Origin of the sequence: Sinomonas terricola, from assembly GCF_034931225.1 — a bacterium.
GTDB classification, from domain to species: Bacteria; Actinomycetota; Actinomycetes; order Actinomycetales; family Micrococcaceae; genus Sinomonas; species Sinomonas terricola.
Genome location: NZ_JAYGGQ010000001.1, coordinates 76,515 through 103,404, shown reverse-complemented (window position 1 = coordinate 103,404; position 26,890 = coordinate 76,515). Strand labels below are relative to the sequence as shown.

The following is a 26,890-nucleotide window of genomic DNA, read 5'->3' as shown; positions in this document are numbered from 1 at the left end:
ATATAGACGGCGGTATTGACCGCGCAGGGGGAATACGCTGGAGGCATGTCCCCCCTTTCCGACCCGATCCAGCTCCCGCCGCTCGTGGAACCCGGCGCGCCGCTCACCCCGGACGAGGTGCAGCGATACTCCCGGCACGTCATCATCCCGGAGATCGGCGACCTCGGTCAGCGGCGCCTCAAGAACGCCAAGGTCCTCGTGATCGGCGCCGGCGGCCTCGGCGCGCCCGCGCTCCTGTATCTCGCGGCCGCGGGAGTCGGAACGCTCGGGATCGTCGACGACGACGTCGTCGAGCTCAGCAACCTCCAGCGGCAGGTCATCCACGGCGTGTCCGACGTCGGGCGCCCCAAGGCCCATTCGGCCCGGGATGCGGTGCACGAGCTCAATCCGCTCGTCGACGTCCGGCTCCATGAGGTCTACCTCGACGCGTCCAACGCCCTCGAGGTCTTCGCGGACTACGACCTCATCCTCGACGGGACGGACAACTTCGCGACGCGCTACCTCGTCAACGACGCCGCCGCGATCCTCGGCAAGCCGTACGTATGGGGGTCGATCTTCCGTTTCGACGGGCAGGTGAGCGTGTTCTGGGAGAAATACGGCCCGACGTATCGGGACCTCTACCCCGAGGCGCCGCCGGCGGGCTCCGTGCCGTCGTGCGGCGAGGGCGGCGTCTACGGCATGCTGTGCGCGTCGATCGGCGCGTCCATGGTGACCGAGGCCGTCAAGCTCATCACCGGCGTCGGCCGGACGCTCCTCGGACGGGTCCAGCTGTACGACGCCCTGAGCGCGACGTGGCGCGAGCTCAAGGTCTCGAAGGCGCCCGACGCGGAGCCGATCACCGAGCTCGTGGACTATGAGGCCTTCTGCGGCATCGCGCCTGAGACCCCCGCGGCCACGGGGCGCACCGTCACGGCCCGCGAGCTCGCCGACATGCTTCGCGCCCGCGACGCCGGGCAGGCCGACTTCGAGCTCATCGACGTGCGCGAGCCCGGCGAGCACGCCATGGTGAGCATCCCCGGCTCCCGGCTCATCCCGCAGGGGCGGCTGCTCTCGGGCGAGGCGTGGGGTGAGCTTCCGCGCGACCGGAGCGTCGTGTTCCACTGCAAGTCGGGCGTCCGCTCGGGCAACGTGCTGGCCGCGGCGGAGGCCGCGGGTTTCACGGCGGTGAGCCATCTTGAGGGCGGCGTGCTCGCATGGGTGCGGGAGATCGAGCCGAACAAGCCGACCTACTGATCCATGAGCCACGCCGCCTTTGCGCCTAACGTGGGCTGAGGCTGGGGAGACACGGGCGTGGGGGCCGGCTCCGGGCCCGCCTCGAGGAGGGCGGCGTCGACGAGGCCGCCGAGGAACTCCTCAGTGCGAGCATCCTGGCTCGGCGCCGCCTCGCCGAGCTCGCGCGTGACGCTGACCATGAGGCCCTGGCCGTACGCCATGAGCTTCATGATCCGGAATGGCCGGGCACTCTGCGGCGTGATCGTCCCGACGAAGCCGACGGCGCGGCCCGCAAGGGTCTTCGCGGGCGGCACCGCCGCGAACTCGAGCGTGGCCCGCGCGCCGTCGACGACGACATCGTGACGTGGGCACGTCCGCACGAACTCGGTGAGCTCGGAGAGCGCCCGGGAGTACGAACGCTCTGGGTCCGTCACAACCGAGACGAACGTCCAATTCCCCGGGTCGCCCGAGACACCTGACCTCGAGATGTCCGAGGCCGGGACGAGCGTGTGCTTGTGAGGCGTATCCATGACGGCCGGGGCTCGGGGAAGCGCTCGCACCCGGTGCCGCTCTGTCTGTGGCGGACGGCGCGCTCGGATTCGAGGGCAGCACGAGCGGAAGCAGCGGAATGCACCCTGTGAGGACGACGGCGGAGCTCGCGAGAGCGGCAAGCTTCCAAATGCGAAGCGCACCCCGTGAGCGCGATCCAGGCAACGTCGAGGCGCGTGAGCCCATGGTCCCCCCATCATGCGGATGTGAGGACACCGTATCCGGCGTGCGGTGGGAGGGCGAGGCCTCAGCCCGCGCGCGTGTGGTCGACCGGGCAGTCCTCGGGGGAGGCGCCGTCGTCGGGCGTTTCCTCGCCGAAGGCGTCCGCGACAACGGACGGCAGGTCGATGCTGATGCCATAGAGCGCGTCGAGCGCCGCGAGGTATTCGGCCTCGCGGCCTTGGGCCGCGAGTTCGCGGGCCCGGACCGTCGGTGTGTGGAGGAGCTGCTTGACCATGCGACGCATCGCGAACTCGACCTCTTCCGCGGCCGCCGTGCAGCCGTGCCGGGCCCGGACCTTCTCGATCTCGGAGTCGAGGACGGCCATCGTGTGCCGGCGGAGCGCGACGATCGCGGCATCGGCCTGGCGTGCCTGATGCTGCGTCTCGAAGTCAGCCGCCGCGGCGCCGACGATCCGGCTCGCCTCGGCGAGGGCTTCGGCCTGCTCCTGGGGCGCGGCCAGGCGCACCGACTCGAGCGTGACGAGCTCGACGCCGTCGAGCGAGCCGACGCCGGGATCGAAATCGTGCGTGAGGGCGAGGTCGATCACGATGAGCTGCTGCGTCGACTCGGACCGGATGGCCTCGAGCTCGACGGCCTCCATCGGCGTCGTCGAACCGCTGCATCCGATGAGGACGTCGGCCCCCGCGATCGCCCCGGGGAGCTGCTCGGCCGTGAGGGCGACACCGCCGCGGGCAGCCGCGAACTCCTCGGCGCGGCCCGACGACGAGTACACCTCGACGCGAGTGCATCCGCGGTCGCGCAGGAGGGCCATGGTCGCGCCCGCGTACGCGCCCGTGCCGAACAGCACGGCGCGCTTCGACGACCAGTCGGGATGATCCGCGAGGTCGGCCGCGAGATCGAGGGCAACGGAGACGATCGAGAGGCCGCGGCTGCCGAGCGCCGTCTGGGTCGCGACGTCCTTCGCGGTGCGCGACGCCGCCTGGAAGAGACGCACGAGCGGCGGGGTCGCGGTGCCGTCCTCCTGCGCCGAGATGAGGGCGCGGCGCACTTGGCCCGCAATCTCGCGCTCGCCGACGACGGCGGAGTCGAGTCCCGAGCTCACCGCGAAGAGGTGCCGCGCGACGTCGGCTCCCTCGTGCGTGCGGAACGCGTCCGACACCGTCCGCTCGGGAAGGCCGCTCCGGTGGCTGATCTCGGCCACGACGGCCGAGCGCGCCGCCTCGAGGTCCTCGGGCGCGGGCGCCTCGGCGTAGATCTCGAAGCGGTTGCAGGTCGCGAGGACGACCGTGCCGGAAACGGTGGGGGAGTGGGACGCGGAGTTGGCCACAGTGGCAGCACCGTTGCTCAGGAGAGCAACGGTTTCCAAGTTCAGATCGGCGTGAGTCGCCACCATCGAGAAAACAACCACAGCCCGTCCATCATAGCTTTTCGATCCGGTGTAGAACACGGACGTCGCACACTCGCGAACGGCACCGCATGTGACAGCCTGTCAGCATCGGGGCTTGCCCGCTCTGAGAGAATCGCGGTATGACCCTCAGCCCTGACCACCCCCTCAAGGACGGCCGGACGGCGCAGTCTCCACTCATCACCGCCTATCGCGGGGGGCGTCCGAACCAGCATCCGATCTGGTTCATGCGGCAGGCCGGCCGGTCGCTTCCCGAATACCGCGCGGCCCGCGAGGGCTACGGCATGCTCGAATCCTGCCTCAAGCCCGAACTCGCGGCCGAGATCACGCTCCAGCCCGTGCGCCGGCACGGCGTCGATGCCGGCATCTTCTTCTCGGACATCGTCATTCCGCTCAAGCTCGCGGGCGTCGGAGTCGACATCGTCCCGGGCGTCGGGCCGGTACTCGAGAAGCCCATCCGAACGCCCGATGACGTCGCCGCCCTTCCGCGGATCGACGACGCCATCTTCGCGCCCATCCGCGAGGCCGTGCGGATCGCCGTCGAAGAACTCGGCACGACGCCGCTCATCGGCTTCGCGGGTGCACCGTTCACGGTAGCGGCCTACATGGTCGAGGGCCGGCCGTCGCGCGACCACCTCGGCCCCCGCACGATGATGCACGGCGACCCCGCGACGTGGCAGGCCCTCATGGAATGGACCGCCGACGCATCCGGTCGCTTCCTGCGCGCGCAGATCGAGGCCGGCGCGTCGGCCGGGCAGCTCTTCGACTCGTGGGCCGGCTCGCTGGGCCTCGAGGATTACCGGCGCTCGGCGGCTCCGTACTCGTCCCGCGCACTCGACCACGTCCGCGACCTCGGCGCGCCGCTTGTCCACTTCGGCACCGGGACGTCGGAGCTCCTCGGCGCGATGTACGAGGTCGGTGTCGACGCGGTCGGCGTGGACTACCGGCTGCCGATCCAGGAGGCGAACCGGCGGCTCGGCGGGCGCGTCGTCCTCCAGGGGAATATCGACCCCGCGCTCCTCGCGGCCCCGTGGAACGTGCTCGAGGCCCACGTGCGCGAGATCGTCCGGCAGGGCGCCTCGGCACCGGGGCATGTCATCAACCTCGGCCATGGCGTCCCGCCCGAGACCGATCCGGGCGTTCTCACGCGGCTCGTCGAGCTGGTCCACTCGATCTAGGCGCTGTCGATGACTTCGGGACCACACGACGTCGGGGACGCGCCCGCCGCTCGGCGCGCCGTCGTCGTCGGCGGCGGCATCGCGGGCCTGTGTGCCGCGCTCGAGCTGCGCCGCTCGGGCCTCGCGGTCACGGTCCTCGAGTCGAGCGAGAGGTGGGGCGGCTGCCTCGGCATGCACGAGGTCGCGGGGCTCGCCCTCGATAGCGGGGCCGAATCGTTTGCGACGCGCACGGACGGCGTCCGGAATCTCCTCGACGAGCTCGGGCTCACGGATGACATCGTCGCGCCGCACCCGTCTGGCGCCTGGGTCCAGCTTCCCACGGGCGCCGAGGAGCTCCCGAAGGCGGGCGTGCTCGGGATTCCGTCGAACCCCTGGGCCCCGGAGGTCCGATCTGTGCTGGGGCTGTGGGGGTCGCTTCGCGCCTCGCTCGACCGCGTCCTGCCTGTGCCCGCGCCCCACGCCGACGCGAGCGTTGCCGACGTCGTGCGCGCCCGCATGGGGCGGCGGGTCCTCGGCCGGCTCGTGACCCCGGTTGTCGGGGGCGTGCACTCGGCGGACCCCGCGCTCCTCGACATCGACATGGTGGCGCCCGGCCTGCGGTCGCTCATGTCCGAACGCGGTTCGCTCGCCGCGGCCGTGGCGGCCCAGCGGAGCCGCTCGACGGGCGGCGCGAAGGCGGGATCGGCCGTGGCCGGGCTCCGCGGGGGCATGCATCGGCTCGTCACGGCGCTCGTCGAGCGCCTCGCCTACGACGGCGTCGAGCTCGTGAACGGCGCGCGCGTCGAGCGCCTCGACCGGGTGGGCGCCGGCTGGCGGGTCGGCACGGTTCAGGGCGCGGCCCCCGACTCCGCTGGCGTGCCAGAGCGCGCGTCCCGCGATGCCGAGCTCGTCGTCGTCGCGCTCGGCGGCCCGGCTGCCGTCGAATTGCTCTCCGACGCCGTCCCCGAGCTCGGCGGCCACGAACCGGTTCCGGGGCCCGAGGTCAAGCTCGTCACGCTCGTGCTCGACAAGCCGGAGCTCGACACGAGGCCGCGAGGGACGGGCGTGCTCGTGGCCCCTCAGGTCGCGGGAATCCAGGCCAAGGCCCTCACCCACGCGACGTCGAAATGGGGCTGGCTCGCGGATGAGGCGGGGCCCGGCACGCACGTCCTGCGCCTCTCCTACGGCCGCGTGGCCGATCCTCTCTCCGCGCTTCCCGGGGACGGGCCAGAGACGGACGACGAGCTCTTCCGTGCCGCGCTCGCGGACGCGTCCGCGCTCCTGACGGTCGAGATCACGTTCGAGGACGTGCTCGGCTGGGACGTGGTGCGCTGGGAGGGGAGCCTCCCGTTCGCGAGTGTCGGCCACCGGGAGCGGGTCGCGGAGATCCGTCGCCGCGTCGCGGAACAGCCCGGCCTCGCCGTGGTCGGCGGGTGGGCCGCGGGCAACGGCCTTGCGTCGGTCGTGCCCGACGCACGGGGGCAGGCGAGCAGCCTTGCCGTGAGCCGTGTGTGACTTTCATCACTTCTACGCCGTTTTCTACGTTTCGTAGACAATCCAATTCGATTTGCCGCGACCGAAGGAGCACACTGGAGACCATGAGCCACACTTTTGACGAATCTGTCACCAAAACGGTGGCGGAGGGCAGCCACGCCTCCGACGCTGCCGAGCAGCAGTTCTTCACCCTCTGGAGCGTCTTCGGCCGCGTCCCGGGCAGCGCCGCCCCGGCCGCAAGCGCCGTTTCGGACTTCGAGTCGCTCGTGGCACGCCTCGGCGAAAAGGGCGTCACGGTGCGCGGCCTATACGACGTCTCGGGCCTCCGGGCGGGAGCCGACGTCATGGTCTGGGTCCACGGCCCCAAGCCCGAGGAACTCCAGCAGGCCGTGCGCGACATCCGCCGCAGCGAACTGTTCGCCGGCACTGAGCAGACGTGGAACGCGATGGGCGTGCACCGCGAAGCCGAGTTCACGAAGAGCCACACGCCCGCGTTCTCGCGTGGCGTCGAGCCGAGCACGTGGCTCACGGTCTACCCCTTCGTCCGCTCCTACGAGTGGTACATCCTCCCCGCGGAGGAGCGTTCGCGCATGCTCCGCGAGCACGGCATGCTCGGCCGCGACTTCCCGCAGGTCATCTCGAACACCGTCTCGGCGTTCGCCCTCGGCGACTGGGAATGGATCCTCGCCCTCGAGGCGCCCGAGCTTGTGGACCTCGTCGACATGATGCGCCACCTCCGCTACACGGACGCGCGCAATCACGTGCGCGAGGAGGTCCCCTTCCACACGGGCCGCCGCATCTCGGCGTCCGAGGTTGCCGAGGTCCTGGCGTGACTGCGTCTCCCGTCGCGCTCGCGGTGAGTACCGCGGTCAATCCGGTCACCGAGGCCGGCCGGGCCGCCCCCGCGGTGTACGACGCCGTCCTCCTCGCCTCGTTCGGGGGGCCGGAGGGCCAGGACGACGTCATCCCGTTCCTGCGCAACGTGACCCGCGGCCGCGGCATCCCGGACGAGCGCCTCGAAGAGGTGAGCCACCACTACCGCGCGTTCGGCGGCGTGAGCCCCATCAACGCCCAGAACCGCGAGCTCAAGGCCGCGCTCGAGGCCGAGCTCGCCGCGCGCGGCATCGACCTTCCCGTGTACTGGGGAAACCGCAACTGGGACCCCTACATCCCCGAGACGCTTGAGCGCATGTACGGCGACGGCCGTCGCCGGGTCCTCATGATCACGACGAGCGTCTACTCGTGCTACTCGAGCTGCCGCCAGTACCGCGAAGACATCGGCGTGGCGCTCGCCGAGACGGGCCTCGCGGGTCGCCTCGAGGTCGACAAGGTCCGGCAGTACTTCGACCATCCCGGCTTCGTCGCGCCGTTCGTCGAAGGAACGACGGCGGGACTCGCGCGCGTGCGCGAGGCGCTCGGAGCCGCGGACGGTTCGCGCGACGCGGAGATCCGCGTCCTGTTCGCGACTCACTCCATCCCGACCCGCGACGCCGACGCTGCCGGTCGCTCCGCGGGCGAGCCCCGCGAGTTCGAGGGCGGCTCCGCATACGTTGCGCAGCACCTCGCGAACGCACGGGCGATCATGGCCGCTGTTGCACCCTCGCTCGAATGGGACCTCGTCTACCAGTCCCGCTCGGGCGCGCCGCACATTCCGTGGCTCGAGCCGGACATCAACGACCACCTTGAGGCGATCGCCGGCGGCGACGGCGAGCGGCCCGCGGTCAAGGGCGTCGTCATCGTGCCGCTCGGCTTCGTGAGCGACCACATGGAGGTCGCGTGGGATCTCGACACCGAGGCCCTCGAGACGTGCCGGGAGCTCGGGATCGAAGCGGTCCGCGTTCCGACTCCGGGCGTCCACCGCGAATTCGTCGCGGGCCTCGTGGACCTCATCCGCGAGCGCACTTCGGAGAACTCGGAGAACACCGTGGCCGAGCGGCCGCACGTGACCGAGCTCGGCCCTTGGTATGACGTGTGCCGGCCGGGTTGCTGCGAGAATTTCCGCGGTGCCAAGCCCGCGATAGCGGAAGCGGGCACAGCGGCGGGCACTGCGGCGGGAGTGTCCTGACCATGTCCGTGCGCATCGGGACGCGGGGGAGCGCGCTCGCCCTGACCCAGACCCAGCAGACCGCGGAGATACTCGCGGCGGTCGGCGGCTTCGAGACGGAGCTCGTCAGGATCAAGACCGAGGGTGACGTCCGCACGGGCTCGCTCGCGCAGCTCGGGGGCACGGGCGTCTTCGTCGCGGCGCTGCGCGAGGCGCTCCTTGCGGACCGCTGCGACGTCGCGATCCACTCGCTCAAGGACCTCCCGACGGCGGGGACGCCCGGCCTCGCGCTGGGGGCGATCCCGGTGCGCGCCGACGCGCGCGACGTCCTGTGCGCTCGCGACGGCCTCACGCTCGCGCAGCTGCCCCCCGGGGCGAAGGTCGGAACGGGCTCGCCGCGCCGTGCGGCCCAGCTCCGCGCAGCGCGGCCCGACCTCGACGTCGTCGACATCCGAGGCAACGTCGACACGCGGCTCGGCCGCGTGCCCGGCCTCCCCGGCAACGCCCCTGACGCACCAGGCGACTTGGACGCGGTTGTCCTCGCCGCGGCGGGTCTCGCGCGCCTCGGGCGCACCGACGTCGTGAGCGAGTTCTTCGAGCCCGAGGTCATGCTCCCAGCGCCAGGCCAAGGTGCTCTCGCCGTCGAATGCCGCGTCGAGGACGCGCCGGTTCGCGATAACGGCATCCTCGCGGAAGGGGCGGTTCAGGGCGTGCTGGCCCAGGCGCTCGCCGCGATCGACGACGCCGATACGCGCCTCGCGGTGAGCGCCGAGCGTGCGCTGCTGGCCCGGCTCGAGGCGGGATGTGCCGCGCCCGTCGGTGCCCTCGCGCGCCGCAAGGGGAGCCTGCTGTATCTCGACGCGGTCGTGTGCTCCCTCGACGGCAAGCAGAGCCTCAGGCTCAGCAGGGCGACGGACGGCCTGACCGAGGTCGGGGCGCATCTGCTCGGGATCGAACTCGCCGAGGAGTTCCTCGCGCAGGGCGCCGCAGACTTCGCAGACCTGGGCGCGTGAGCATGGGCCAGGGTCTCCACCGCGGGCGGCCCCTGGCCGGTCGGCGCGTGCTCCTGACCCGCAGCCCTGACCGCGCTGGGGCCATGGCTGAGGCACTCGCCGCGGCAGGGGCCGAACCGCTCCTCCTGCCGCTCATCGACTTCGAGACCGCGCGCGATGCGGAAGGGCTCGACGCCGCGCTCTCCCGGCTTGCCGCGGGGGAGTACGCGTGGCTCGTGGTCAGCAGCATCACGACTGTGCGCGCGCTCAAGCAGTTCGCGGCCGAGCGCGGCAGTTCGCTGCGCGGGCTCGTGCCCGAGGGCGTGCGCATCGCGACGATCGGACCGAGCTCGCGGCGCGTGATCGAGGCCGAGGGGCTGCGCGTCGACCTCGCCCCCGGGGGGAAGCAGTCGGCCGAAGGGCTCGTCGAGCTATGGGCCTACGCGGACGACGGCGGCGCGTCCGGGGCGGACGGAGCCGGCACGGTGCGGATCCTCATACCGCAGAGCGGCCTTGCGGGCCCCACCCTGTCGGCCGGGCTCGTCGAGCGGGGCTGGGACGTCGACGTCGTGACGGCGTATGAGACGGTCGACTATCCTGCTGAGCCCACGAGGAGGCTCACCGCGGAGCTCGCGGTCGGCACCGAGCCGAGCCCCGCCGTCGTGCTCTCTCCAGAAGACGCCCGCCGCGAGCTCGGCGCGGGGCGCCTCGACGCGATCGTCGCTGCGTCGCCGAGCGCCGCGCGGCGCATCTGCGAGGCCCTCCGGCCCCTCGTGGGAGCACGGCTCGTCGCGATCGGCCAGCCGACGGCGGCCGAGTTCCACTCCCTCGGCGTGAATGTCGCGGCGACCGCTGCCACGCCGACCCCCGAGGGCATCGTCGACGCCGTCGTGGAGGCAGTCCTGCTGCCGCGCGACCCGCCGCCCCACACATCCCCACCTTCTGTCCCACCCACCCACCCTTCTGTCACACCCACCCACCCACAGGACACCGCATGAGCTTCCCCCACCACCGCCCGCGCCGGCTGCGCCAGACCCCGGCCCTGCGCCGCCTCGTCGCGGAGCACCGCCTCCACCCGGCGGAACTCATCCTGCCCGCGTTCATCCGCGAGGGCCTCAGCGAGCCGTCCCCGATCCAGTCGATGCCCGGCGTCGTCCAGCACACCTCCGAGACGCTCAAGCGCGCGGCGGCCGAGGCCGCCGAACTCGGGCTCGGCGGCATCATGCTCTTCGGCGTCCCCGAGGAGCGCGACGCGAATGGCACGGCGTCGCTCGATCCCGACGGCGTCCTCAACTCCGCGATCCGGGACGTCCGCGCCGAAGTCGGGGACTCGCTCGTCGTCATGAGCGACGTGTGCCTCGACGAATTCACGGACCATGGCCACTGCGGTGTGCTCGACGCGCAGGGGCGGGTCGACAACGATGCGACGCTCGAGATCTACGCCCAGATGGCCGTCGCGCAGGCTGAGGCCGGGGCGCATGTGCTCGGGCCGAGCGGGATGATGGACGGCCAGGTCGCCGTCATCCGCCAGGCCCTCGACACGGCGGGGCGACAGGACGTCGCTGTGCTCGCCTACGCCGCGAAGTACGCCTCGGCGTTCTACGGCCCGTTCCGCGAGGCCGTCGACTCCCAGCTCAAGGGGGACCGGCGCACCTATCAGATGGATGCGGCCAACCGCCGCGAGGCACTCCTCGAAGTCGAACTCGACCTCGAGGAGGGTGCGGACATGGTCATGGTCAAGCCGGCCATGAGCTATCTCGACATCCTCGCCGACGTCGCGGCGATGAGCCCTGTGCCCGTTGCCGCCTACCAGATTTCGGGGGAGTACGCGATGATCGAGGCGGCGGCCGCGAACGGGTGGATCGACCGGAAATCGGCGATCGTCGAGTCGGTGCTCGGCATCCGTCGGGCCGGCGCGAACATGGTCCTCACGTACTGGGCGCCCGAGATGGCGCGGTGGCTGCGGGAGGCGTAGCCGAGCCCGGGAATGATCGGGCCGAGGAGGCGGTTTCAATGCGTATGCATGAAAAGAACGAAGCTGAGCTCCCGGTCCTCATCGGCGTCAACACCTTCGGCGACGTGGGCCTCGGCCCCGATGGCGAGCCCAAGCCGCACGCCCAGGTGATCCGCGAGGTGGTCGACGAGGGGAAGCTCGCGGACGCCGTCGGGCTCCACGCCTTCGGGGTCGGCGAGCACCACCGCAAGGACTTCGCCGTCTCGGCGCCCGAAGTCCTCTTGGCCGCCGTCGCCGCCGAGACGCGGAACATCCGCCTTGCGTCCGCCGTCACCGTGCTGTCCTCGGACGATCCCGTGCGCGTCTTCCAGCGCTTCTCGACGCTCGACGCCGTCTCGAACGGCCGCGCGGAGGTGATCCTCGGGCGGGGCTCGTTCATCGAGTCGTTCCCGCTCTTCGGCTTCGACCTCGAGGACTACGAGATCCTCTTCGAGGAGAAGCTCGAGCTCTTCGACCGCGTGCGCTCGCAGAACCCAGTCCATTGGGAAGGCCGCACGCGCGGGCCGATCCGCGGGCTCACGGCGTATCCGCACGTCGAGGATGGGCTGCTCGACACGTGGATTGGCGTCGGCGGCACCCCGCAGTCGGTCGTGAGGGCCGCTCACTACGGATACCCGGTGAGTTTCGCGATCATCGGCGGCGAGCCCGCGCGGTTCGCGCCGTTCATCGAGCTCTACAAGCGTTCGCTCGAGAAGTTCGACAAGCCCTACACCCAGCTCGCGACCCACTCGCCCGGACACATCGCGGACACCGACGAGCAGGCCCGGGAAGAGCTCTTCCCGCACTGGCTCGCGATGCGCAACCGCATCGGCGCCGAGCGCGGCTGGGGGCCCGGGAGCCGGACCGAGTTCAACGCCCAGGCGTCGCGGAACGGCGCGCTCTACGTCGGCTCGCCCGAGACCGTCGCGCGGAAGATCGCGGAGACGCATCGCGTCCTCGGCACCGAGCGCTTCGATCTCAAGTACTCGAGCGGGACGCTCCCGCACGGCGCCATGATGCGCAGCATCGAACTCCTCGGCACGAAGGTCGCCCCGCTCGTCGCGGACATGGTCGCCTAGCCGCCGGCTGCGCTCCGGACCCCGTCGGCCTCCCGCGCCGTGTCGGGACGCGACACGCGAACTTCAGACCGATTGGGAAAGTGCAACCGGTCAGGAGCGGGGCCTGGCGGCGCCGCGGGGCCAGCTTCATGGGGAAGAATGGAGGCCATGACCACCTCCGAGGACCTCTATGCCCGTGCCCGCTCGCTCATGCCCGGAGGGGTGAACTCGCCCGTGCGGGCCTTCGGGTCCGTGGGTGGCACGCCGCGCTTCATCGTCTCGGCGAAGGGGCCGCGCGTGACCGACGCGGACGGGCGCGAGTACGTGGACCTCGTGTGCTCGTGGGGTCCCGCTCTCCTGGGCCACGCCGTCCCGGAGGTCCTCGCCGCCGTCCACGCCGCCGTCGACCGCGGCCTCTCCTTCGGCGCGTCGACGCCGGATGAGGCGGCGCTCGCGGAGCTCGTCGTCGGGCGCGTGCCCGCCGTCGAGCGCCTGCGCATGGTCTCCACGGGCACCGAGGCGACCATGACCGCCATCCGGCTCGCGCGCGGGTTCACTGGCCGCGACCTCGTGGTCAAGTTCGCAGGCTGCTACCACGGGCACGTCGACGGACTGCTCGCGGCGGCCGGCTCGGGCGTTGCGACGCTCGCGTTGCCCGGATCCGCAGGCGTCACGGCCGCGACCGCGGCCGAGACCCTCGTGCTGCCATACAACGACCTCGACGCCGTCGAAGCCGCATTCGCCGAGCTCGGCTCGCGCATTGCGGCCGTCATTACCGAGGCCGCGCCCGCGAACATGGGCGTCGTGACCCCCGCCGAGGGGTTCAACGCGGGGCTGCGGCGGATCACCGCCGAGAACGGCGCGCTCCTGATCATCGACGAGGTGCTGACCGGATTCCGCGTCGGATCGGCGGGCTACTGGGGCCTCACGGGCCAGGCCGAAGGCTGGGCGCCGGACCTCTTCACGTTCGGCAAGGTGATCGGCGGCGGCATGCCGGTCGCCGCACTCGGGGGACGTGCCGAGGTCATGGACTTCCTTGCGCCGCTCGGCCCCGTGTACCAGGCTGGGACGCTCTCCGGAAATCCCGTCGCGATGGCGGCGGGGGTCGCGACCCTCACGCTCGCGACCCCCGACGTGTACGCGCACATCGACGCGCGCTCTGCCGAGCTCTCCGCAGCCGTTTCCGAGGCCCTCGCGGCCGAGGGAGTCGACCACTCGATCCAGCGCGCGGGGAACCTGTTCTCGGTCGCGTTCGGGACGTCCGAGCGGGGCGTGCACAACTACGCCGACGCGCAGGCGCAGGAGGCCTTCCGGTACGGGCCGTTCTTCCACTCGATGCTCGACTCGGGTGTGTACCTCCCGCCGAGCGTCTTCGAGGCGTGGTTCCTGTCTGCGGCGCACGACGACGCCGCGATGGCCCGCATCATCGACGCCCTGCCGGCCGCGGCGAAGGCCGCCGCGTCGGCGACGCCAGCCGGGTAGCCGCGATTGGGCGTGGCCACGCCTTTGGCGGGACGTGGCCACGCGTCGTGACTGGGGCGACGAGTGGCCACCTCTCGCAAACGCGCGGCCACCTCTCGCCCTACGCGTGGCCCATGAGGGCCGTCGCCTGTTCGGCCAGCAGCACCGCGCCGAAGCCGAGCATGATGATGCCGCTCGCGAGGGTCACGAACTGCGCGCGGCGCGGCGTCGCGCTCAGCAGGCGGCGCGCGGCGACGGCGACGAGCCCATAGACGACGACGGAGATCGCCACGTGCGTGAGCCCCATCGCCGCCGTCTGCAGCGGGACGGGCACGGCTGAACCCGCCCGGACGAACTGCGGCATGACCGCCAGGTAGAGCAGGAGCCCTTTCGGGTTGATGCCGCTCGTGCCGAGGCCGCGGAAGAAGTCAGTCGCGGCGCGGTGGCGGACCCGGCATTCGGGGTCCGCGTGGTACGCCGCGGACTGCCAGCCGCGCGTCGTCGTCACGCCGAGCCACACGAGATACACCGCGCCTGCCACGGAGAGCCACGCCACGAGCTCCGGGCGCCCCGCGAGGAGCACTCCGAGCCCTGCCGCGACCACTAGCGTGTGGCCGAGATAGCCGGTGCACAGCCCCGCGACCGAGGGCACGGGGGAGCCGCGGCGGATGCCGGCCGCGATCGTGTAGGCCCAATCCGCGCCGGGCGTGAGCGAGAGCGTGAGGGCGATCGCGGCGAAGCCCGCGAGGGGAGCGAGATCCATGCCGCAAGATTACGGAATTCCGGGAGAGAGGTGCTCACCAATTCTCGCCTGCTGCGGTGGTTTTGGGATAGATTCTTTCTATGATCGACAACCTCGACCGAAGTATCTTGCGCGCCCTCCAGGCCGACGGTCGGATGACCGCCACCGCGCTGGCCTCGAAGGTCGGTCTCACGCTCGCTCCGTGCCATCGTCGGCTCAAGGACCTCGAGTCCGAGGGAGTCATCCGCGGATACCGCGCCGAAGTCGACCCCGCGAAGGTGGGCTTCGGGTTCGGGACGATGGTCTTCGCGACTCTCCGTGAGACGTCCCGCGAGGCGATCCGGGCGTTCGAGGAGGCCGTCGTCGCCGAGCCTCAGGTCGTCGAGGCGTATCGGCTCTTCGGCGATCCCGACTATCTCCTCAGGTGCGTCTCGGAGGATCTCCCGGGCTACCAGCGCCTCTACGATGAGCGCCTCGCCGCGCTCCCGGGCCTCGCGAAGCTCACGTCGACCATCGTCATGAGGGACCTCAAAGGCTCCGGCGGGCTTCCGCTCTAGCCCGCGGCGCGCAAAGCCAACGGGCGACGGCGGCACTCGCGCGAGTGCCGCCGTCGCCCGTTGTAGGGGCCCTCCGAAGACCTAGAGGACGTCGCTCAGGAAGCGCTGAAGGCGATCGGTGCGGGGATCGCCGAAGACCTGCTCGGGGGCGCCGCTTTCCACGACGACGCCGCCGTCCATGAACGTCACGGTGTCGGAGACGCTGCGCGAGAAGCCCATCTCGTGCGTCACGACGACCATGGTCATGCCGCTCGCCGCGAGATCCGCCATGAGCGCAAGGATGCCCTTGACGAGCTCGGGGTCCAACGCGGACGTGGCCTCGTCGAAGAACATGACCTCGGGCTTCATGGCGAGCGCGCGCGCGATGGCGACGCGCTGCTGCTGGCCGCCCGAGAGCGTCGCGGGGCGCACGTCCGCCTTGTGCTTGAGTCCGACGAGGTCGAGTTGCTCGAGCGCTTCGGCCCGCGCCTGCTCCTTGGAGAGCTTGCGCAGCTTCCGAAGCGCGAACGCCACGTTCTCGCCGACGCTCTTGTGCGGGAAGAGGTTGAACTGCTGGAACACCATGCCGATGCGGCGGCGCAGCTCGTCGGGGTTGTCGTTGAGGACGGACCTGCCGTCAAGGAGGATGTCTCCCTGATCCGGCTCGATGAGCCGGTTCATGACGCGGAGGAGCGTGGACTTGCCCGAGCCCGAAGGGCCGATCACCGAGGTGGTCGTGCCGGCCCGGACGCTCAGGTCGATGCCGCGAAGCACCTTGTTGCTCCCGAAGGCGAGGTGTATGCCCTTCGCCTCGAGGGAGCCGGAGGTGAATTGGCCCAGCGAAGTCGCCTGGCTCATGCGTGGGCTCCCTTCCCGACGACGGCGGCGGCCTCGTCCGGCTCGTCCTTCTCCGCGCGGCTCTTGGCCCGGCCCGTGCGGAGGCGGGCGTCGATGTAGTTGACGACGTGCGTGAGGGGGATCGTCATCGCGAGGTAGAAGAGCGCCGCGGCGACCAGGCCAGAAAGGTTGCCGGATTGTGCTGCCTTGTCCTGGCCGATCTGGAACAGCTCGCGTTCACTCGCCATGAGGCCAATCGTGAAGACGAGCGACGAGTCCTTGATGAGCGCGATGAACTGGTTCACGAGCGCTGGCAGCACTCGCCGGACTCCCTGAGGGACGACGATGAGGCGCATCGCGGGGCCGTATCCGAAGCCGAGCGCGCGGGACGCCTCAAGCTGGCCCTTGTCGACGCTCTGGATGCCGGACCGGAAGATCTCGCCGATGTAGGCCGCCGAGATGAGCGAGAGCGCTGCGATTCCCATGGGGTACGGACTCGTGACGCCGGTCAGCTCGCGGAAGGCCGGCCCGAAGCCGAGGCTGATCGCAAGGATGGTGAGGATCGCCGGGAGTCCACGGAACACGTCCGTGTACCCCCGGGCGATCCACCGCGCCACCGGATTACGGGAGATGCCCATGAGGGCCAAGACCATGCCGAGCGCGGTGCCGATCACCCCGGACGAAATCGCAAGCACGAGTGTGTTTGGCAGGCCGACCGCGAACATGGCCGGGAGCACCTCGCCGATGACCTTCCAGTCGAAGAAGGTCTCGCCGAGTTTGGTCAGGTAATCCATGTGGCGCCTATCCGTTGACTACTTGGCGGCAGCGACCTGGACGGCCTTGCTGCCCGGCTTCCAACCCTCGGGAGCCTGCTCCTTGAGCGTCGGACGGTCCGTGTACCACTGGGCGGAGAGCTTGGACCACGTACCGTCGGCGATCACGGCGTCGAGGGCCGAGTTGAGGGCCTCGAGCAGCGCGGGGTTGTCCTTCGCGACGGCATACGCCGTGAAGTTCTGAGTATTGACCTTCTTCTGGGCGATCGTCGTGCCGTCACCGGCCTTGACCTGGCCCTCGGCCTGCTGCGACGGGGCAACCCACGCGTCGACCTGGCCGCTCTTCACGTTCGCGTAGACGGTGTTGTAGTCCGGGAAGCGGACAGGTTCGAGCTTGAGCGTGTTGGTCACGAAATCGTCCTGGACCGTGCCCTGGACGACGCCGATACGCACGCCCTGCTTGAGGTCGTCGAAGGACTTCACCTTTGCGCCCTCCTTGGTCACGATGGCCATGTAGCCGTAGTCGTAGCCGTTCGTGAACGCGACGGTCTCGCGGCGGGCATCCGTCGTCGAGATCGAGGACGAGCCCATGTCGAACTGCTTCGTCTTGACCTGGGCGAGGAGGCTCTGGAACTTCGTCGAGACGAACTCGACCTTGAGGCCAAGCTTGGCCCCCATGGCCTTGAGGAGCTCGTTGTCGTAGCCCGTGAATTGGCCCGTCGCGTTGTCGAGGTAGATGTTCGGCGGTGCGTCAGAGAGCGTGCCGACCTTGATCGTGCCGGGCGTGATGAGGCCGAGCTTCGACTTGTCGATCTTGTCCAGAGGGGTCACCGAAGCCGTCGTGTACTTGTCGGTCGACTGCTGATCCGAGCCCTTGAGCGCATCGGTGGGCGTGCCGGACGGCGAGGATGCGCCACCGCATGCGGCGAGTGCGAGGGAGAGCACGGCTGCGACGGGGGCGGCCGCGAGCCACTTGGGTGCCTTGAGCTTCATGAAGCCTCTTTCGTGGTGAGAACGCTGGACGCACGCACGCATCCTCACGAGGTGGGGCGCAAGTGTGTCAGGGCTGCATACCATTATGGGCGGGTGGCCTGAAACAATTTTTTGGCGAACACATTCTGAAACATGCCGCATCTAGCCGAATAATCTTCGATTTGGGCTACATACGGCTGCGGGTCGAGAGTGGCCACGGCGCGTGCTGTGAATCCGTGACTGGCCGGATCTCGACGCTGGGAACGAAATCAGGGTGTGAGATGTGTCTCAGTCGTGCGCAAAGGCCGAGGTCGGCAGAGAAAATCCCCGACTAGAATCCGCCGCGGCTCGCGTCGGCGGGGGCGAGGACCGGCCAATCGCCCTCAACCACTGCGGCGGGCTTCGTGCGCCGCAGGTAGGACTGGAAGTCAGCGGCCTGCTCGAGGGACCAGTCGACCTGGCTTCGATGCAGGGCGGTCGCGGGCTTGTTGAGCTCCGGGAACCGGCTTGCCATCGCGTCCAAGAGCTGGGCTGCCGCAAGCGCGTCGGCCGCCGAGGTATGGGCGTCACGGAGCACGACGCCGTACTGCTCGCACAGAGCGCCCAGCGTCCGCTTCCCCTTGCGGTAGCGCTCAACCTGCTTGTTGATGACATACGGGTCCAGCACGGGGAACCGCGTGAGCTGGGGGAGCCCGTGGCGCGCACACTCGGCGGCCATAACGGTGAAGTCGTAGGCCGCGTTGAAGGCGACGACCGGGACGCCGTCGTTGAACAGCCCCTGCAGGACGGCGGCGACCTCCGCGACGACATCCGCCGCGGGCCGTCCCTCGGCCCGCGCCTTTTCGGTCGTGACGCCGTGGACCTGCGACGCCTCCTCGGGGATCTCGACACCCGGGTCAGCTAGCCATTCGTGCTCGGACGCGACCGAGCCGTCCGCCGCGAGCACGACGATGCTCGCGGTGACGATGCGTGCCGCGCGCGAATTGCGGCCCGTCGTCTCGAGATCGAACGCTGCCCTGGCACTGCTGCTCCACGTCATGCCCCACACGCTAACCGGAGGGTCCGACATTCCAGGCCGAGGCTCGCCGAGCCCCTAGGCTTGTGGGCATGCGGGACGAGTACGTTGAGGCGGTGCTGGCCGTCGTCGATCTTGTCCCGCCGGGAACGGTCCTCGCCTACGGCGACGTCGCCGAACTGCTTGGCGCAGGCGGGCCGCGCCAAGTTGGATCGGTCATGGCCCACCACGGTGGACAGGTCGCGTGGTGGCGCGTCATCAAGGCAAGCGGAGGCGCTCCCGAGGGGCACGAGCGCGAGGCGTTAGCCAGGTACATCGATGAGGGCACGCCCCTTCGCGGAAAGCCCGGCGCAGGCGCGTGGCGCGTCGACATGGGGCGGGCCAGATGGGCGCCCGACGACGGCGAACTCGACGCGGTCGACGCGGTCGCGGACGCCCTCTGGGACAGGACCCACGGCCCGCATCGGAAAATGTCGGACCCGGATGATGGGATCGAGCCATGACGGTTTCCGCGCCGACCCTCCGCCACCGAGAGCCCGAGCGCCCCGAGCGCAGCCGGGACGGCTCGCGCCCGGATGCGCGCTCACACGAGCCCGGACTGCGGCTACTGCCGCCCGCGCCGCGTGCCGCACGCTCGGGCGTCAGCCTTTCACCTGACCAGCGCGCCGTCGTCGATCTTCGCCAGGGTGTGGGGCCTGTGCTCGTCTGGGGCGCTCCGGGAACGGGGAAGAGCACGGTCCTCGTGGAGGCCGCAGCAATGCGCGTCGAGCGCGACGACGTCGATCCCTCGCAAGTCCTCCTCGTCGCGCCGTCGAGGGCGGCGTCTGCCCGCCTGCGCGACGGCTTCACGGCGCGCCTTGACCGCAGCCTCAGCTCACCGCCCGCGCGCACGTGGCAGTCGTACGCCTTCGACCTGATCCGGCGCGCGCGGGCGGAGGGCCGGCTCGAGTGGCTTCCCCGTGCGCCGCGCCTTCTGTCCGGTGCCGAGCAGGACCTCATCATCAGGGAACTCCTCGCAGGGCATGCCCTGACGGGGAGGGGGCCGGCGTGGCCGCGCGGGCTCGAATCTGCCCTCGGAACCCGTGGATTCCGTCACGAGGTGCGCGAGCTCTTCGACCGCGTGACCGAGTACGGGACGACGGCGCGCGAGCTCGCCGAGCTGGGGCGCCGCACCCAGCGGCCCGAGTGGGAGGCAGCGGCCGAGCTCTTCCGTGAGTACCGCGACGTCCTCGAGCTCCGCATGCCCGAGGCGTTCGATCCCGCGGGCATCATCACGACGGCACGCCAGATCCTGCTCGACGACGCGGACCTCCTCGCCGCCGAGCGGCGCAGGCTCGGGCTCTTGGTCGTCGACGATGTCCAAGAGGCCAACCCGGCCGTCCTCGAACTCCTGTCCGTCCTCGGCGAGGGGCAGGACGTCATCGTGTCCGCGGCACCCGACGTCGTCGTTCAGGGTTTCCGCGGCGCGCGGCCGGAGCTCGTGTCTCGCGTCGGCGAACTGCTCGGAGGGCTCACCGAACTCCCGCTCTCCACGTCTCACCGGATGCCCCCTGCGGTCGCGGCCGCCTGGCAGGCCGTTGCATCGCGCATCTCGGCCGTCCCAGGAGGCCAGGCCGCCCGGCAGCTCGAGCACGCCGAACTCGTCGATCCGCTGAGCGAAGTCGAGTCGCACGTGCTGCATTCGCCGATGCACGAGCTGCGCTACCTTGCGCACCGGATCCAGGACGCACATCTCCTGGGAGGCCTCGGATACGGCGAGATCGCGATCATGGTGCGCTCGGGCGTCAAGCTCGCGCAGGCACAGCGCTTCCTTGCCTCGCAGGGCATTCCCGTCAAGGTCCCCGTGGCGGAGACAGCCGTCCGCGACGAGGCAGCCGTGCGTCCTCTGCTCGCGGCCTATCGGGCCGTCGTGGATCCGAGTTCGCTGACGGCCGAAGCCGTCGTCGAACTCCTGACGTCGAGGATCGGCGGGGCGTCGGCGCTCGAGCTCCGGCGGCTTCGACAGTCCCTGCGCCAGCTCGAGCTGTCCTCGGGCGGCGGGCGGGCGAGCGATGCGCTCCTCCTCGAAGCCGTCGGTGCCCCAGCGATGCTGGATGAGCTTGGCGTAGAGGCCCAGGCGGCGCGGCGGGTCGCGCGCATGCTCGATCGCGGCAGGGAGGCAGTGGCACAGGCAGGGGCGACGGCCGAGACCGTCCTGTGGGCCTTGTGGGACGCGGCCGGTCTGTCGCAGCGGTGGTATTCGCTCGCCATGGGCGGCGGGCCCGTCGGTCTGAGGGCCGACCGCGACCTTGATGCGCTCATGGCGCTCTTCCACACCGCCGAGCGCTACGTGGACCGCCTCCCCGGAGCGTCGCCGGCCCAGTTTCTCGACTATCTCCTCGACCAGGAGATCCCGATGGACACCCTCGCGCCGCGAGCCCAGGCAGACGACGCCGTCGAGCTTCTCACTCCCGCGAGCGCGGCCGGCCGTGAATGGCGCCTTGTTTTCGTCATGGGCCTTCAAGACGGCACGTGGCCCAACAATCGCCTGCGGGGAGAGCTGCTGGGCAGCACGATGTTCACGGACTGCCTTGAACTGGGTCCGGTCGATGCGATGCTCGTGACTCCTCGGTCACGGCTTCGGGACATCCGGTATGACGAGTTGCGGATGTTCTCGGCGGTCGTCTCGCGGGCCACGGAACGCCTAGTCTGCACGGGCGTGCGTTCCGAGGACGAAGTGCCCTCTCCGTTCCTCGATCTCGTCGATGCCCTGCCCGAGGGGAAGGCCGTTCGGCCGTACACGGAGGTTCCCCGCATGCTCGGGCTGCGCTCCCTCGTCGCCGAACTGCGGCAGGCCGTCGAGGAAGGCGGTCAGGACGCGGTCGATGCGGCGTCGCTTCTCGCGCGCCTTGCCGAGGCCAAGGCCCCCGGTGCGCATCCTGCCGACTGGTATGGCCTCGCCCCGCTCACGAGCACCGGTCCCGTGGTGCCCGAAGGCCGGGCCGTGTTCGTCTCTCCCTCGAAGGTCGAGACGGCCGCGAAGAGCCCCCTCGACTGGTTCGTTTCGGCTGCGGGGGGCGAGCCCGCGACCGATTTCGCGCGCAGCCTCGGAACCCTTGTCCATGCGATCGCCCAGGATCTGCCGCGCGGAACGGCGGCCGAGTTCCATGCCGAGCTCGAGCGCAGGTGGCCCAGCCTCGGGCATCCAGATTCGTGGGAAGGACGCCGCGAGTACGAGCGGGCCGGTGCCATGCTGGTCAAGCTGGCGGAGTATGTTCGGGGCGCGGCGCGCGAGCTCGTCGGGGTCGAGCTGGATTTCGAGGCCGCGCTCGACGGCGTCGGGTCGGCCGACATCTCGCAGCGGACGGTCATCCGCGGTCAGGTAGACCGGCTCGAACGGGACGACGAGGGGCGACTCGTCGTCGTCGACCTCAAGACCGGCAAGAGCAAGCCACGTGCCGCCGACGTTCCGCGGCACGCCCAGCTCGCCGCGTATCAGGTGGCTGTCGCGGCGGGAGCCTTCGAGGACGACGGTGTGGAGCAGCGCACCGGCGGGTCCCGCCCGGGCGGTGCCGAGCTCGTGCAGCTCGGCGACACGGCGAAGTCCGTCGCGATCCAGCAGCAGCCGCCACTCGACGGAGCAGAATGGGCGATCGAGCTTGTCGAGCGAGCCGCGGAGGCGATGTCCGCCGCGGAGTTCGTCGCGCGGCACGAGCCAGGTTCCGGCTTCGCGGGCGGATGTCGGCTTCCGGATATCTGCCCGCTGTGCTCGCGCGGCCGGCAGGTGACCGAATGAGCCCTGGCAGAGACGGATCGGAGCGGCCGGCCACGGATCCCTTGGGCCGGGCGGAGCTTCCCGAACCGCGATTCGCACCCGAGGAGCTCGCAGAGCTGCTCGGACAGCACCGGCCGACGGCCCAGCAATCGGAGATCATCGCCTCTCCGCTCTCGCCGAGGCTCGTGGTTGCGGGCGCGGGTTCCGGGAAGACGGCCACGATGGCCGACCGCGTCGTGTGGCTCGTCGCGAACGGCTGGGTCCGCCCCGACGAAATCCTCGGCGTGACGTTCACGCGCAAGGCCGCGGGGGAGCTTTCCGCCCGCATCCGATCACAGCTCGCCAAGCTCGCCCGCGTGGCGAGGAGGCGAGGAGTCGACGTCGCTGCCGAGGCGATCGACCCTGAATCGTTGGATCCGAGCGTGTCCACGTACCACTCGTTTGCGAACACGGTCGTCCAGGATCACGGACTGCGGATCGGTGTCGAGCGCGACGCCGTGCTGCTCGGCGCGGCCCAGTCGTGGCAGCTCGCCTCGACGGTCGTCGAAGCGTACGACGGCGACATCTGGGATGGCTTCCCGGCCAAGAGCACGCTCGTGGGTGCCGTCATGACGCTCGCCGCCGAATGTGCGGAGCATCTTCAGGACCCGGCCGACGTCGAGGAGTGGCTTCTGGGCGAGGCCGCACGGTTTGCGTCCCTTCCTCTGGCGGAAAAGGGGCGGGGCCCTTCGGCGGCCGTCGCGAAGCTTTCGGCGACCCTCCGGTCCCGTGCCGCGGTAGCGGGCCTCGTGGCCCGTTTTGCGGAGGCCAAGGCGCGTCGCGGAGCACTCGACTACGGCGACCTTGTCGCGCTCGCCGCACGGATCGCGCGCAGCGTCGCCGAAGCCGGCAGCCTTCTGCGCTCCCAGTACCGGACGGTCCTGCTCGACGAGTTCCAGGACACCTCCTTCGCGCAGACCGTGCTGTTCTCGAAGCTCTTCGGCCAGGGACATCCGGTCATGGCGGTCGGCGACCCGAACCAATCGATCTACGGGTTCCGCGGGGCATCGGCCGGCCAGCTCTCGGCGTTCCCCGAGACCTTCGCGGAGATCCTTTCAGACGGGACGAGGTCGCGTGCTGCCGTGAGCCATCTCACGACGGCGTGGCGCAACAGCGTGACCGTCCTCGCGACCGCCAATACGATCTCGGTTCCCCTGGGCCGGGCGGCCGCCTACTCGCGGGACTCCCGGGCCGTCGAGGTGCGCACGCTCGAGGCCAGCCCTTTCGCGACGGCCGGCAAGGTGCTCCTCGGGCGCTTCACGGACGAATCGAGCGAAGCCGCCGCGATCGCCGACGAACTCGCAGCTTTCGTCCGCGGCCGCAGGCCCGAAACGCCGACGCTCGCGGTCCTGTGCCGCAAGCGCGCCCAGTTCGGGCCGATTCAGCGGGAGTTCGAACGCCGGGGGATTCCCTACGAGGTCGTGGGCCTCGGCGGGCTCCTCGACACTCCGGAGATCATCGACGTCGTGAGCACGCTGCGCGTGATCGCGGACCCTGGCCGCTCTGACGCCCTCATGCGGCTCATGGCGGGGGCACGATGGCGCATCGGCACCGCGGACCTCATGGCGCTCGCCGATTGGTCCAGGCATCTCGCGGCCCGCAGGGCGCAGGCCGCCCGTCCGGCCGAGCTGGACCTCGACGCACCGGGATCGGCGAACGAGACGCTCATCGAGGGGGATCTCGCCGACGTCGCGAGCCTCGTCGAGGCGCTCGACCGTCTTCCCCGGCCCGGATGGGTGTCCGGCGCGGGCCGCACGTTGACGGACGAGGCGCTCGTGCGCCTGACTCGCCTCCGCGACGAACTCCGGACGCTCCGGACGCTCAGCTCGGACGAGCTTGGAACGCTTATCGCGCACGTCGAGCGTTCCCTGCTCCTCGACATCGAGCTCGCGGCCCGCCCCGGCGCATCGGTGCACCGCGCACGGCGCAACCTCGACGCGTTCCAGGAGGCGGCGGCGTCGTTCCTCGCCCAGTCGACCTCGTCCGAGCTCCTCGCGTTCCTCGCGTGGCTCGAAGCGGCCGCGGAGGAGGAGTCTGGCCACGACCTGGCCCCGCACGAGCCGACCCCAGGCTCGGTGCAGCTGCTGACGGTACACGCGTCGAAAGGCCTCGAATGGGACGCCGTCGCCGTCGCAGGGCTCAACGTCGGCGCATTCCCGAGCGGGGGAAACGACAGGTGGACGAGCGGATCGGCCGCGCTCCCGTGGCCATTGCGGGGCGACGCGCCCGAGCTGCCGGTGTGGGACACCGACCAGCCGGACCAGAAAGGCTGGGTCGAAGCCGAGAAGGCCTTCGCGGAGGACGCGACGGAGCACGCAGAGCGGGAGGAGCGACGGCTCGCTTACGTGGCACTGACGCGGGCCAAGGAGCTCCTGCTCGCGACCGGCAGTGCGTGGTCCGCGACGCGGGCCAAGCCCATGCAGCCCTCGCCGTTCCTCGTCGAACTCCGCGATGCAGCGGGAGAGCACGGATTCGCCATACGTGAGTGGGTCGACGACGCCGACCTCGCCGAGGACAACCCGCTCCACGCGGAACCGGACGCAGCGGCCTGGCCGTATGACCCGCTCGAGGGCCCGCTCGACGCGGTGTCGGGCCGCCGCCTCAGCCTCGCGCCCGGGCGGCGGCTTCCACTCGAGCGGGCGGCTGCGGCCGTCTTGGCCCGCCTTGCGGACGCGAGCGTCGGCGATCTTGCGGACGAGGTCGCCGACCAGCGGGAGGCCGCGCGTCGGACGACGGCGCGCCACTCGCCCCGGGCGCTGGGGTGGGTGCGTGAGGCTGAGCTGCTCCTCACGGAGCGAAGTCGGTCAGACGACGGCACGGCGGTCCGCCTGCCCGAGCACATTTCGGCCTCGGCCGTCGTGGCCCTCGGCCAGGATGCCCAGGCAGTCGTCCGTCAGCTGCGACGCCCGGTCCCGAGGCGTCCGGGCATGTCGGCACGCCGCGGGACCGCGTTCCATGCGTGGATCGAGGAGTACTTCGCGCAGAGCGCCATGCTCGACCTCGAAGGCCTCGACCACGCGGACGACTTCGTCGACGAGGCCTACGAGCTCCAGTCGTTCGTGGAGGTGTTCAAGGCCTCAGAATGGGCGCACCGCAGCCCGGCCTTCGTCGAGGTGCCGATCGAGACCCGGGTGGGCCCCGTCGTCGTCCGCGGCCGCATCGACGCCGTGTTCCGTGACTCCGACGGAACCTGGGATCTTGTGGACTGGAAGACCGGCCGCGCCCCGAGCGGTCGCGAGGCCGACGCGCGGGCGGTCCAGCTTGCGGTGTACCGCCTCGCGTGGTCCCGCCTCCAGAGCGTCCCGCTCGACCGCGTGACCGCTGCGTTCTTCTACCTCGCGGAGGGGCGGATCGTGCGGCCTGATCGCCTGGCCGGGGAAGCCGAGCTCGAGGAGCTTATCGCGTCGGCCCTGAGCTGATATGGCCGTCGACGATCGGAATGGCGTCCGTCGCGGGCTCGGCCACCACGATGGGTGTCGGGGTCTCGTCAGGCGAGCCGTCGGCGTCGTCCTCTTCGCCGTCCGTGGCCGTCTCGGCGCTGGGAGCGCCGCCCGGTTCGCCGTCTGGCCGCGAATCGGGCACGTCTTGGGCCGGACCCGGGTCCTCCGCCGTGGAGCCCTCCTGCGCTGCCGTGAACTCCTCCTGCGAAGCGCTCTCGGCCTGCCCAGCCGCTCTCGACTCCTCCTGGGCCGCCCTCTCGGCCTCCTGCGCCGCGTCCTCGGCCTCGATGTCCGCGGCAAGCTGAGCGAGCATGTCCTCGCCGTCCGCGGCAGCATCGGCGTCGCCGAGGGACAGCGCCTTCACGAGGTACTGGGCGAGGGCGAATTCGGCCGCGAGGGACGCGCGGCGGAGCAGATGGGGGTCCACCGGCTCGTGCCTGGCCTCGTGGTAGGCGGAGACGACGGCATCGATGAACTCGGGCTCGTTCGACGCGACGAGCCATGCGAGGTCGTCCGCCGGGTCGCCGACCCGCAGGTCGGTCCAGCCGGTCACGGCCGTGACCCGGCCGTCGTCGACGAGCAGGTTGTCCTCGTGCAGATCGCCATGGACGACAGTCGGGTTGAACCGCCACATGCTGACGTCCTCAAGCGCGTTTTCCCAGCGGCGCAGGAGGATGGGCGGGATCTTCCCCGTCGTCGCGGCCTGATCGAGCTCGTTGAGCCGGCGCTGGCGGAACTCGTTCGCGGAATAGGCCGGGAGGTCTGCCCTGTCGACGAGCGACGGGGAGAGGGAATGGATGGCCGCGAGGGCGCCGCCGATGTCCCGCACGAGCCGCGTGCCTCCCCGCGCGAGTTCGTCGAGCTCTCGCACGGTGCCGGCGAGGTGGGTGTAGACGCACGTCGTGAGGTTCCCGAGCCGCACGGTTCCCGCGACGGCCGGAAGCTGGAACGGAAGCTCGGCCCGCACGCCTGGGCCGAACGCGCGGAGCACGAGCATCTCGGTTTCGAGCCGTGCGCTCGCCTCGGTGCCCCGCGGAGACCGCACGCGCCACTTCCGGCCGTCGGCGCCTTCGAGGAGGGCCGAGTCGAAGTCCGTCGCGTCGTCCGGGGATGGCCCGAATGCCACCGGATAGAGCCCGGGCACGGCGGCGGTCGCGAGGGCGGCAAGCTCCATGGGGGTACGTCTCACCCTGTCCACGGTAGCCCGCCGGGGCGGGCGGATCACGGGCCCTGC

The 26,890-nt window shown here is 70.7% G+C and carries 22 protein-coding genes; 14 read left to right on the top strand and 8 right to left on the bottom strand.

Translation table 11 applies throughout. From position 1 onward, the window contains the following. Window positions 1-45 precede the first annotated feature (45 nt). Window positions 46-1,233 carry a molybdopterin-synthase adenylyltransferase MoeB gene (moeB, locus tag SPF06_RS00395; RefSeq protein ID WP_323276940.1) on the top strand — a complete coding sequence of 396 codons (1,188 nt, stop codon included), beginning with the start codon at window positions 46-48 and terminating at the stop codon, window positions 1,231-1,233. Here moeB and SPF06_RS00390 read toward each other — a convergent pair. After that, a complete protein-coding gene (locus tag SPF06_RS00390) occupies window positions 1,227-1,742 on the bottom strand; it encodes a hypothetical protein (RefSeq protein WP_323276939.1) in 516 nt (171 codons plus the stop codon). The genes moeB and SPF06_RS00390 overlap by 7 nt on opposite strands. A gap of 266 nt (window positions 1,743-2,008) precedes the next feature. Continuing rightward, on the bottom strand, window positions 2,009-3,352 hold the full coding sequence (locus SPF06_RS00385; RefSeq protein ID WP_323276938.1) for a glutamyl-tRNA reductase: 1,344 nt from the start codon (window positions 3,350-3,352) through the stop codon (window positions 2,009-2,011). A gap of 119 nt (window positions 3,353-3,471) precedes the next feature. Here SPF06_RS00385 and hemE point away from each other — a divergent pair, with 119 nt between their 5' ends. The 9 genes from hemE to hemL all read left to right on the top strand — a co-directional run bounded on the left by hemE (window position 3,472) and on the right by hemL (window position 13,569). Further along, window positions 3,472-4,527, top strand: coding sequence for a uroporphyrinogen decarboxylase (gene hemE, locus SPF06_RS00380; RefSeq protein ID WP_323276937.1), 1,056 nt, complete (start codon window positions 3,472-3,474; stop codon window positions 4,525-4,527). Between the two features lie 9 nt (window positions 4,528-4,536). Continuing rightward, the gene (gene hemG / locus SPF06_RS00375; RefSeq protein ID WP_323276936.1) at window positions 4,537-6,021 is read left to right on the top strand and encodes a protoporphyrinogen oxidase; all 1,485 of its coding nucleotides are present in this window, start codon (window positions 4,537-4,539) and stop codon (window positions 6,019-6,021) included. 83 nt (window positions 6,022-6,104) lie between these two features. After that, window positions 6,105-6,833, top strand: coding sequence for a hydrogen peroxide-dependent heme synthase (hemQ, locus tag SPF06_RS00370; protein WP_323276935.1), 729 nt, complete (start codon window positions 6,105-6,107; stop codon window positions 6,831-6,833). Next, window positions 6,830-8,065: a ferrochelatase gene (locus SPF06_RS00365; protein WP_323276934.1), complete on the top strand. Its 1,236-nt coding sequence runs from the start codon at window positions 6,830-6,832 to the stop codon at window positions 8,063-8,065. The genes hemQ and SPF06_RS00365 overlap by 4 nt, the downstream gene beginning before the upstream one ends. Before the next feature lie 2 nt (window positions 8,066-8,067). Beyond that, on the top strand, window positions 8,068-9,057 hold the full coding sequence (hemC, locus tag SPF06_RS00360; protein ID WP_323276933.1) for a hydroxymethylbilane synthase: 990 nt from the start codon (window positions 8,068-8,070) through the stop codon (window positions 9,055-9,057). Window positions 9,058-9,059: 2 nt separating this feature from the next. Next, window positions 9,060-10,034 carry a uroporphyrinogen-III synthase gene (locus SPF06_RS00355; RefSeq protein ID WP_323277759.1) on the top strand — a complete coding sequence of 325 codons (975 nt, stop codon included), beginning with the start codon at window positions 9,060-9,062 and terminating at the stop codon, window positions 10,032-10,034. Further along, entirely contained in the window at window positions 10,031-11,011 is a 981-nt protein-coding gene (gene hemB / locus SPF06_RS00350; protein WP_323276932.1) for a porphobilinogen synthase, read from the top strand. The genes SPF06_RS00355 and hemB overlap by 4 nt, the downstream gene beginning before the upstream one ends. Window positions 11,012-11,049: 38 nt before the next feature. Continuing rightward, window positions 11,050-12,108, top strand: a complete 1,059-nt coding sequence (locus SPF06_RS00345; RefSeq protein WP_323276931.1) for an LLM class flavin-dependent oxidoreductase — start codon at window positions 11,050-11,052, stop codon at window positions 12,106-12,108. Window positions 12,109-12,246: 138 nt separating this feature from the next. After that, on the top strand, window positions 12,247-13,569 hold the full coding sequence (gene hemL, locus SPF06_RS00340) for a glutamate-1-semialdehyde 2,1-aminomutase (protein WP_428985667.1): 1,323 nt from the start codon (window positions 12,247-12,249) through the stop codon (window positions 13,567-13,569). A gap of 100 nt (window positions 13,570-13,669) precedes the next feature. Here hemL and SPF06_RS00335 read toward each other — a convergent pair whose 3' ends face one another. Beyond that, window positions 13,670-14,311, bottom strand: coding sequence for a LysE family translocator (locus SPF06_RS00335; protein ID WP_323276929.1), 642 nt, complete (start codon window positions 14,309-14,311; stop codon window positions 13,670-13,672). 80 nt (window positions 14,312-14,391) lie between these two features. On the opposite strand from SPF06_RS00335, the gene SPF06_RS00330 reads away from it, so the two are divergent. Beyond that, the gene (locus SPF06_RS00330; RefSeq protein WP_323276928.1) at window positions 14,392-14,847 is read left to right on the top strand and encodes an Lrp/AsnC family transcriptional regulator; all 456 of its coding nucleotides are present in this window, start codon (window positions 14,392-14,394) and stop codon (window positions 14,845-14,847) included. Between the two features lie 81 nt (window positions 14,848-14,928). Here SPF06_RS00330 and SPF06_RS00325 read toward each other — a convergent pair whose 3' ends face one another. The 4 genes from SPF06_RS00325 to SPF06_RS00310 all read right to left on the bottom strand — a co-directional run bounded on the left by SPF06_RS00325 (window position 14,929) and on the right by SPF06_RS00310 (window position 18,447). Continuing rightward, window positions 14,929-15,666, bottom strand: coding sequence for an amino acid ABC transporter ATP-binding protein (locus tag SPF06_RS00325; RefSeq protein ID WP_323277758.1), 738 nt, complete (start codon window positions 15,664-15,666; stop codon window positions 14,929-14,931). A gap of 14 nt (window positions 15,667-15,680) precedes the next feature. After that, a complete protein-coding gene (locus SPF06_RS00320) occupies window positions 15,681-16,457 on the bottom strand; it encodes an amino acid ABC transporter permease (RefSeq protein WP_323276927.1) in 777 nt (258 codons plus the stop codon). Window positions 16,458-16,475: 18 nt separating this feature from the next. Next, complete coding sequence (locus SPF06_RS00315; RefSeq protein ID WP_323276926.1) at window positions 16,476-17,429, bottom strand: ABC transporter substrate-binding protein; 954 nt, start codon at window positions 17,427-17,429, stop codon at window positions 16,476-16,478. Window positions 17,430-17,739: 310 nt separating this feature from the next. After that, complete coding sequence (locus SPF06_RS00310) at window positions 17,740-18,447, bottom strand: 3'-5' exonuclease (RefSeq protein ID WP_323276925.1); 708 nt, start codon at window positions 18,445-18,447, stop codon at window positions 17,740-17,742. Window positions 18,448-18,515: 68 nt separating this feature from the next. On the opposite strand from SPF06_RS00310, the gene SPF06_RS00305 reads away from it, so the two are divergent. From SPF06_RS00305 to SPF06_RS00295, 3 genes are read left to right on the top strand one after another with little or no spacing between them, the layout of a single operon-like run. Beyond that, on the top strand, window positions 18,516-18,926 hold the full coding sequence (locus tag SPF06_RS00305) for an MGMT family protein (protein WP_323276923.1): 411 nt from the start codon (window positions 18,516-18,518) through the stop codon (window positions 18,924-18,926). After that, window positions 18,923-22,198: an ATP-dependent helicase gene (locus SPF06_RS00300; RefSeq protein WP_323276922.1), complete on the top strand. Its 3,276-nt coding sequence runs from the start codon at window positions 18,923-18,925 to the stop codon at window positions 22,196-22,198. Before SPF06_RS00305 ends, SPF06_RS00300 begins: the two co-directional genes overlap by 4 nt. Then, window positions 22,195-25,635 carry an ATP-dependent helicase gene (locus SPF06_RS00295; protein WP_323276921.1) on the top strand — a complete coding sequence of 1,147 codons (3,441 nt, stop codon included), beginning with the start codon at window positions 22,195-22,197 and terminating at the stop codon, window positions 25,633-25,635. The genes SPF06_RS00300 and SPF06_RS00295 overlap by 4 nt, the downstream gene beginning before the upstream one ends. Here the strand turns inward: SPF06_RS00295 and SPF06_RS00290 are convergent. Then, complete coding sequence (locus tag SPF06_RS00290; RefSeq protein WP_323276920.1) at window positions 25,613-26,845, bottom strand: macrolide 2'-phosphotransferase; 1,233 nt, start codon at window positions 26,843-26,845, stop codon at window positions 25,613-25,615. The two genes, SPF06_RS00295 and SPF06_RS00290, sit on opposite strands and share 23 nt — an antisense overlap. Window positions 26,846-26,890 lie beyond the last annotated feature (45 nt).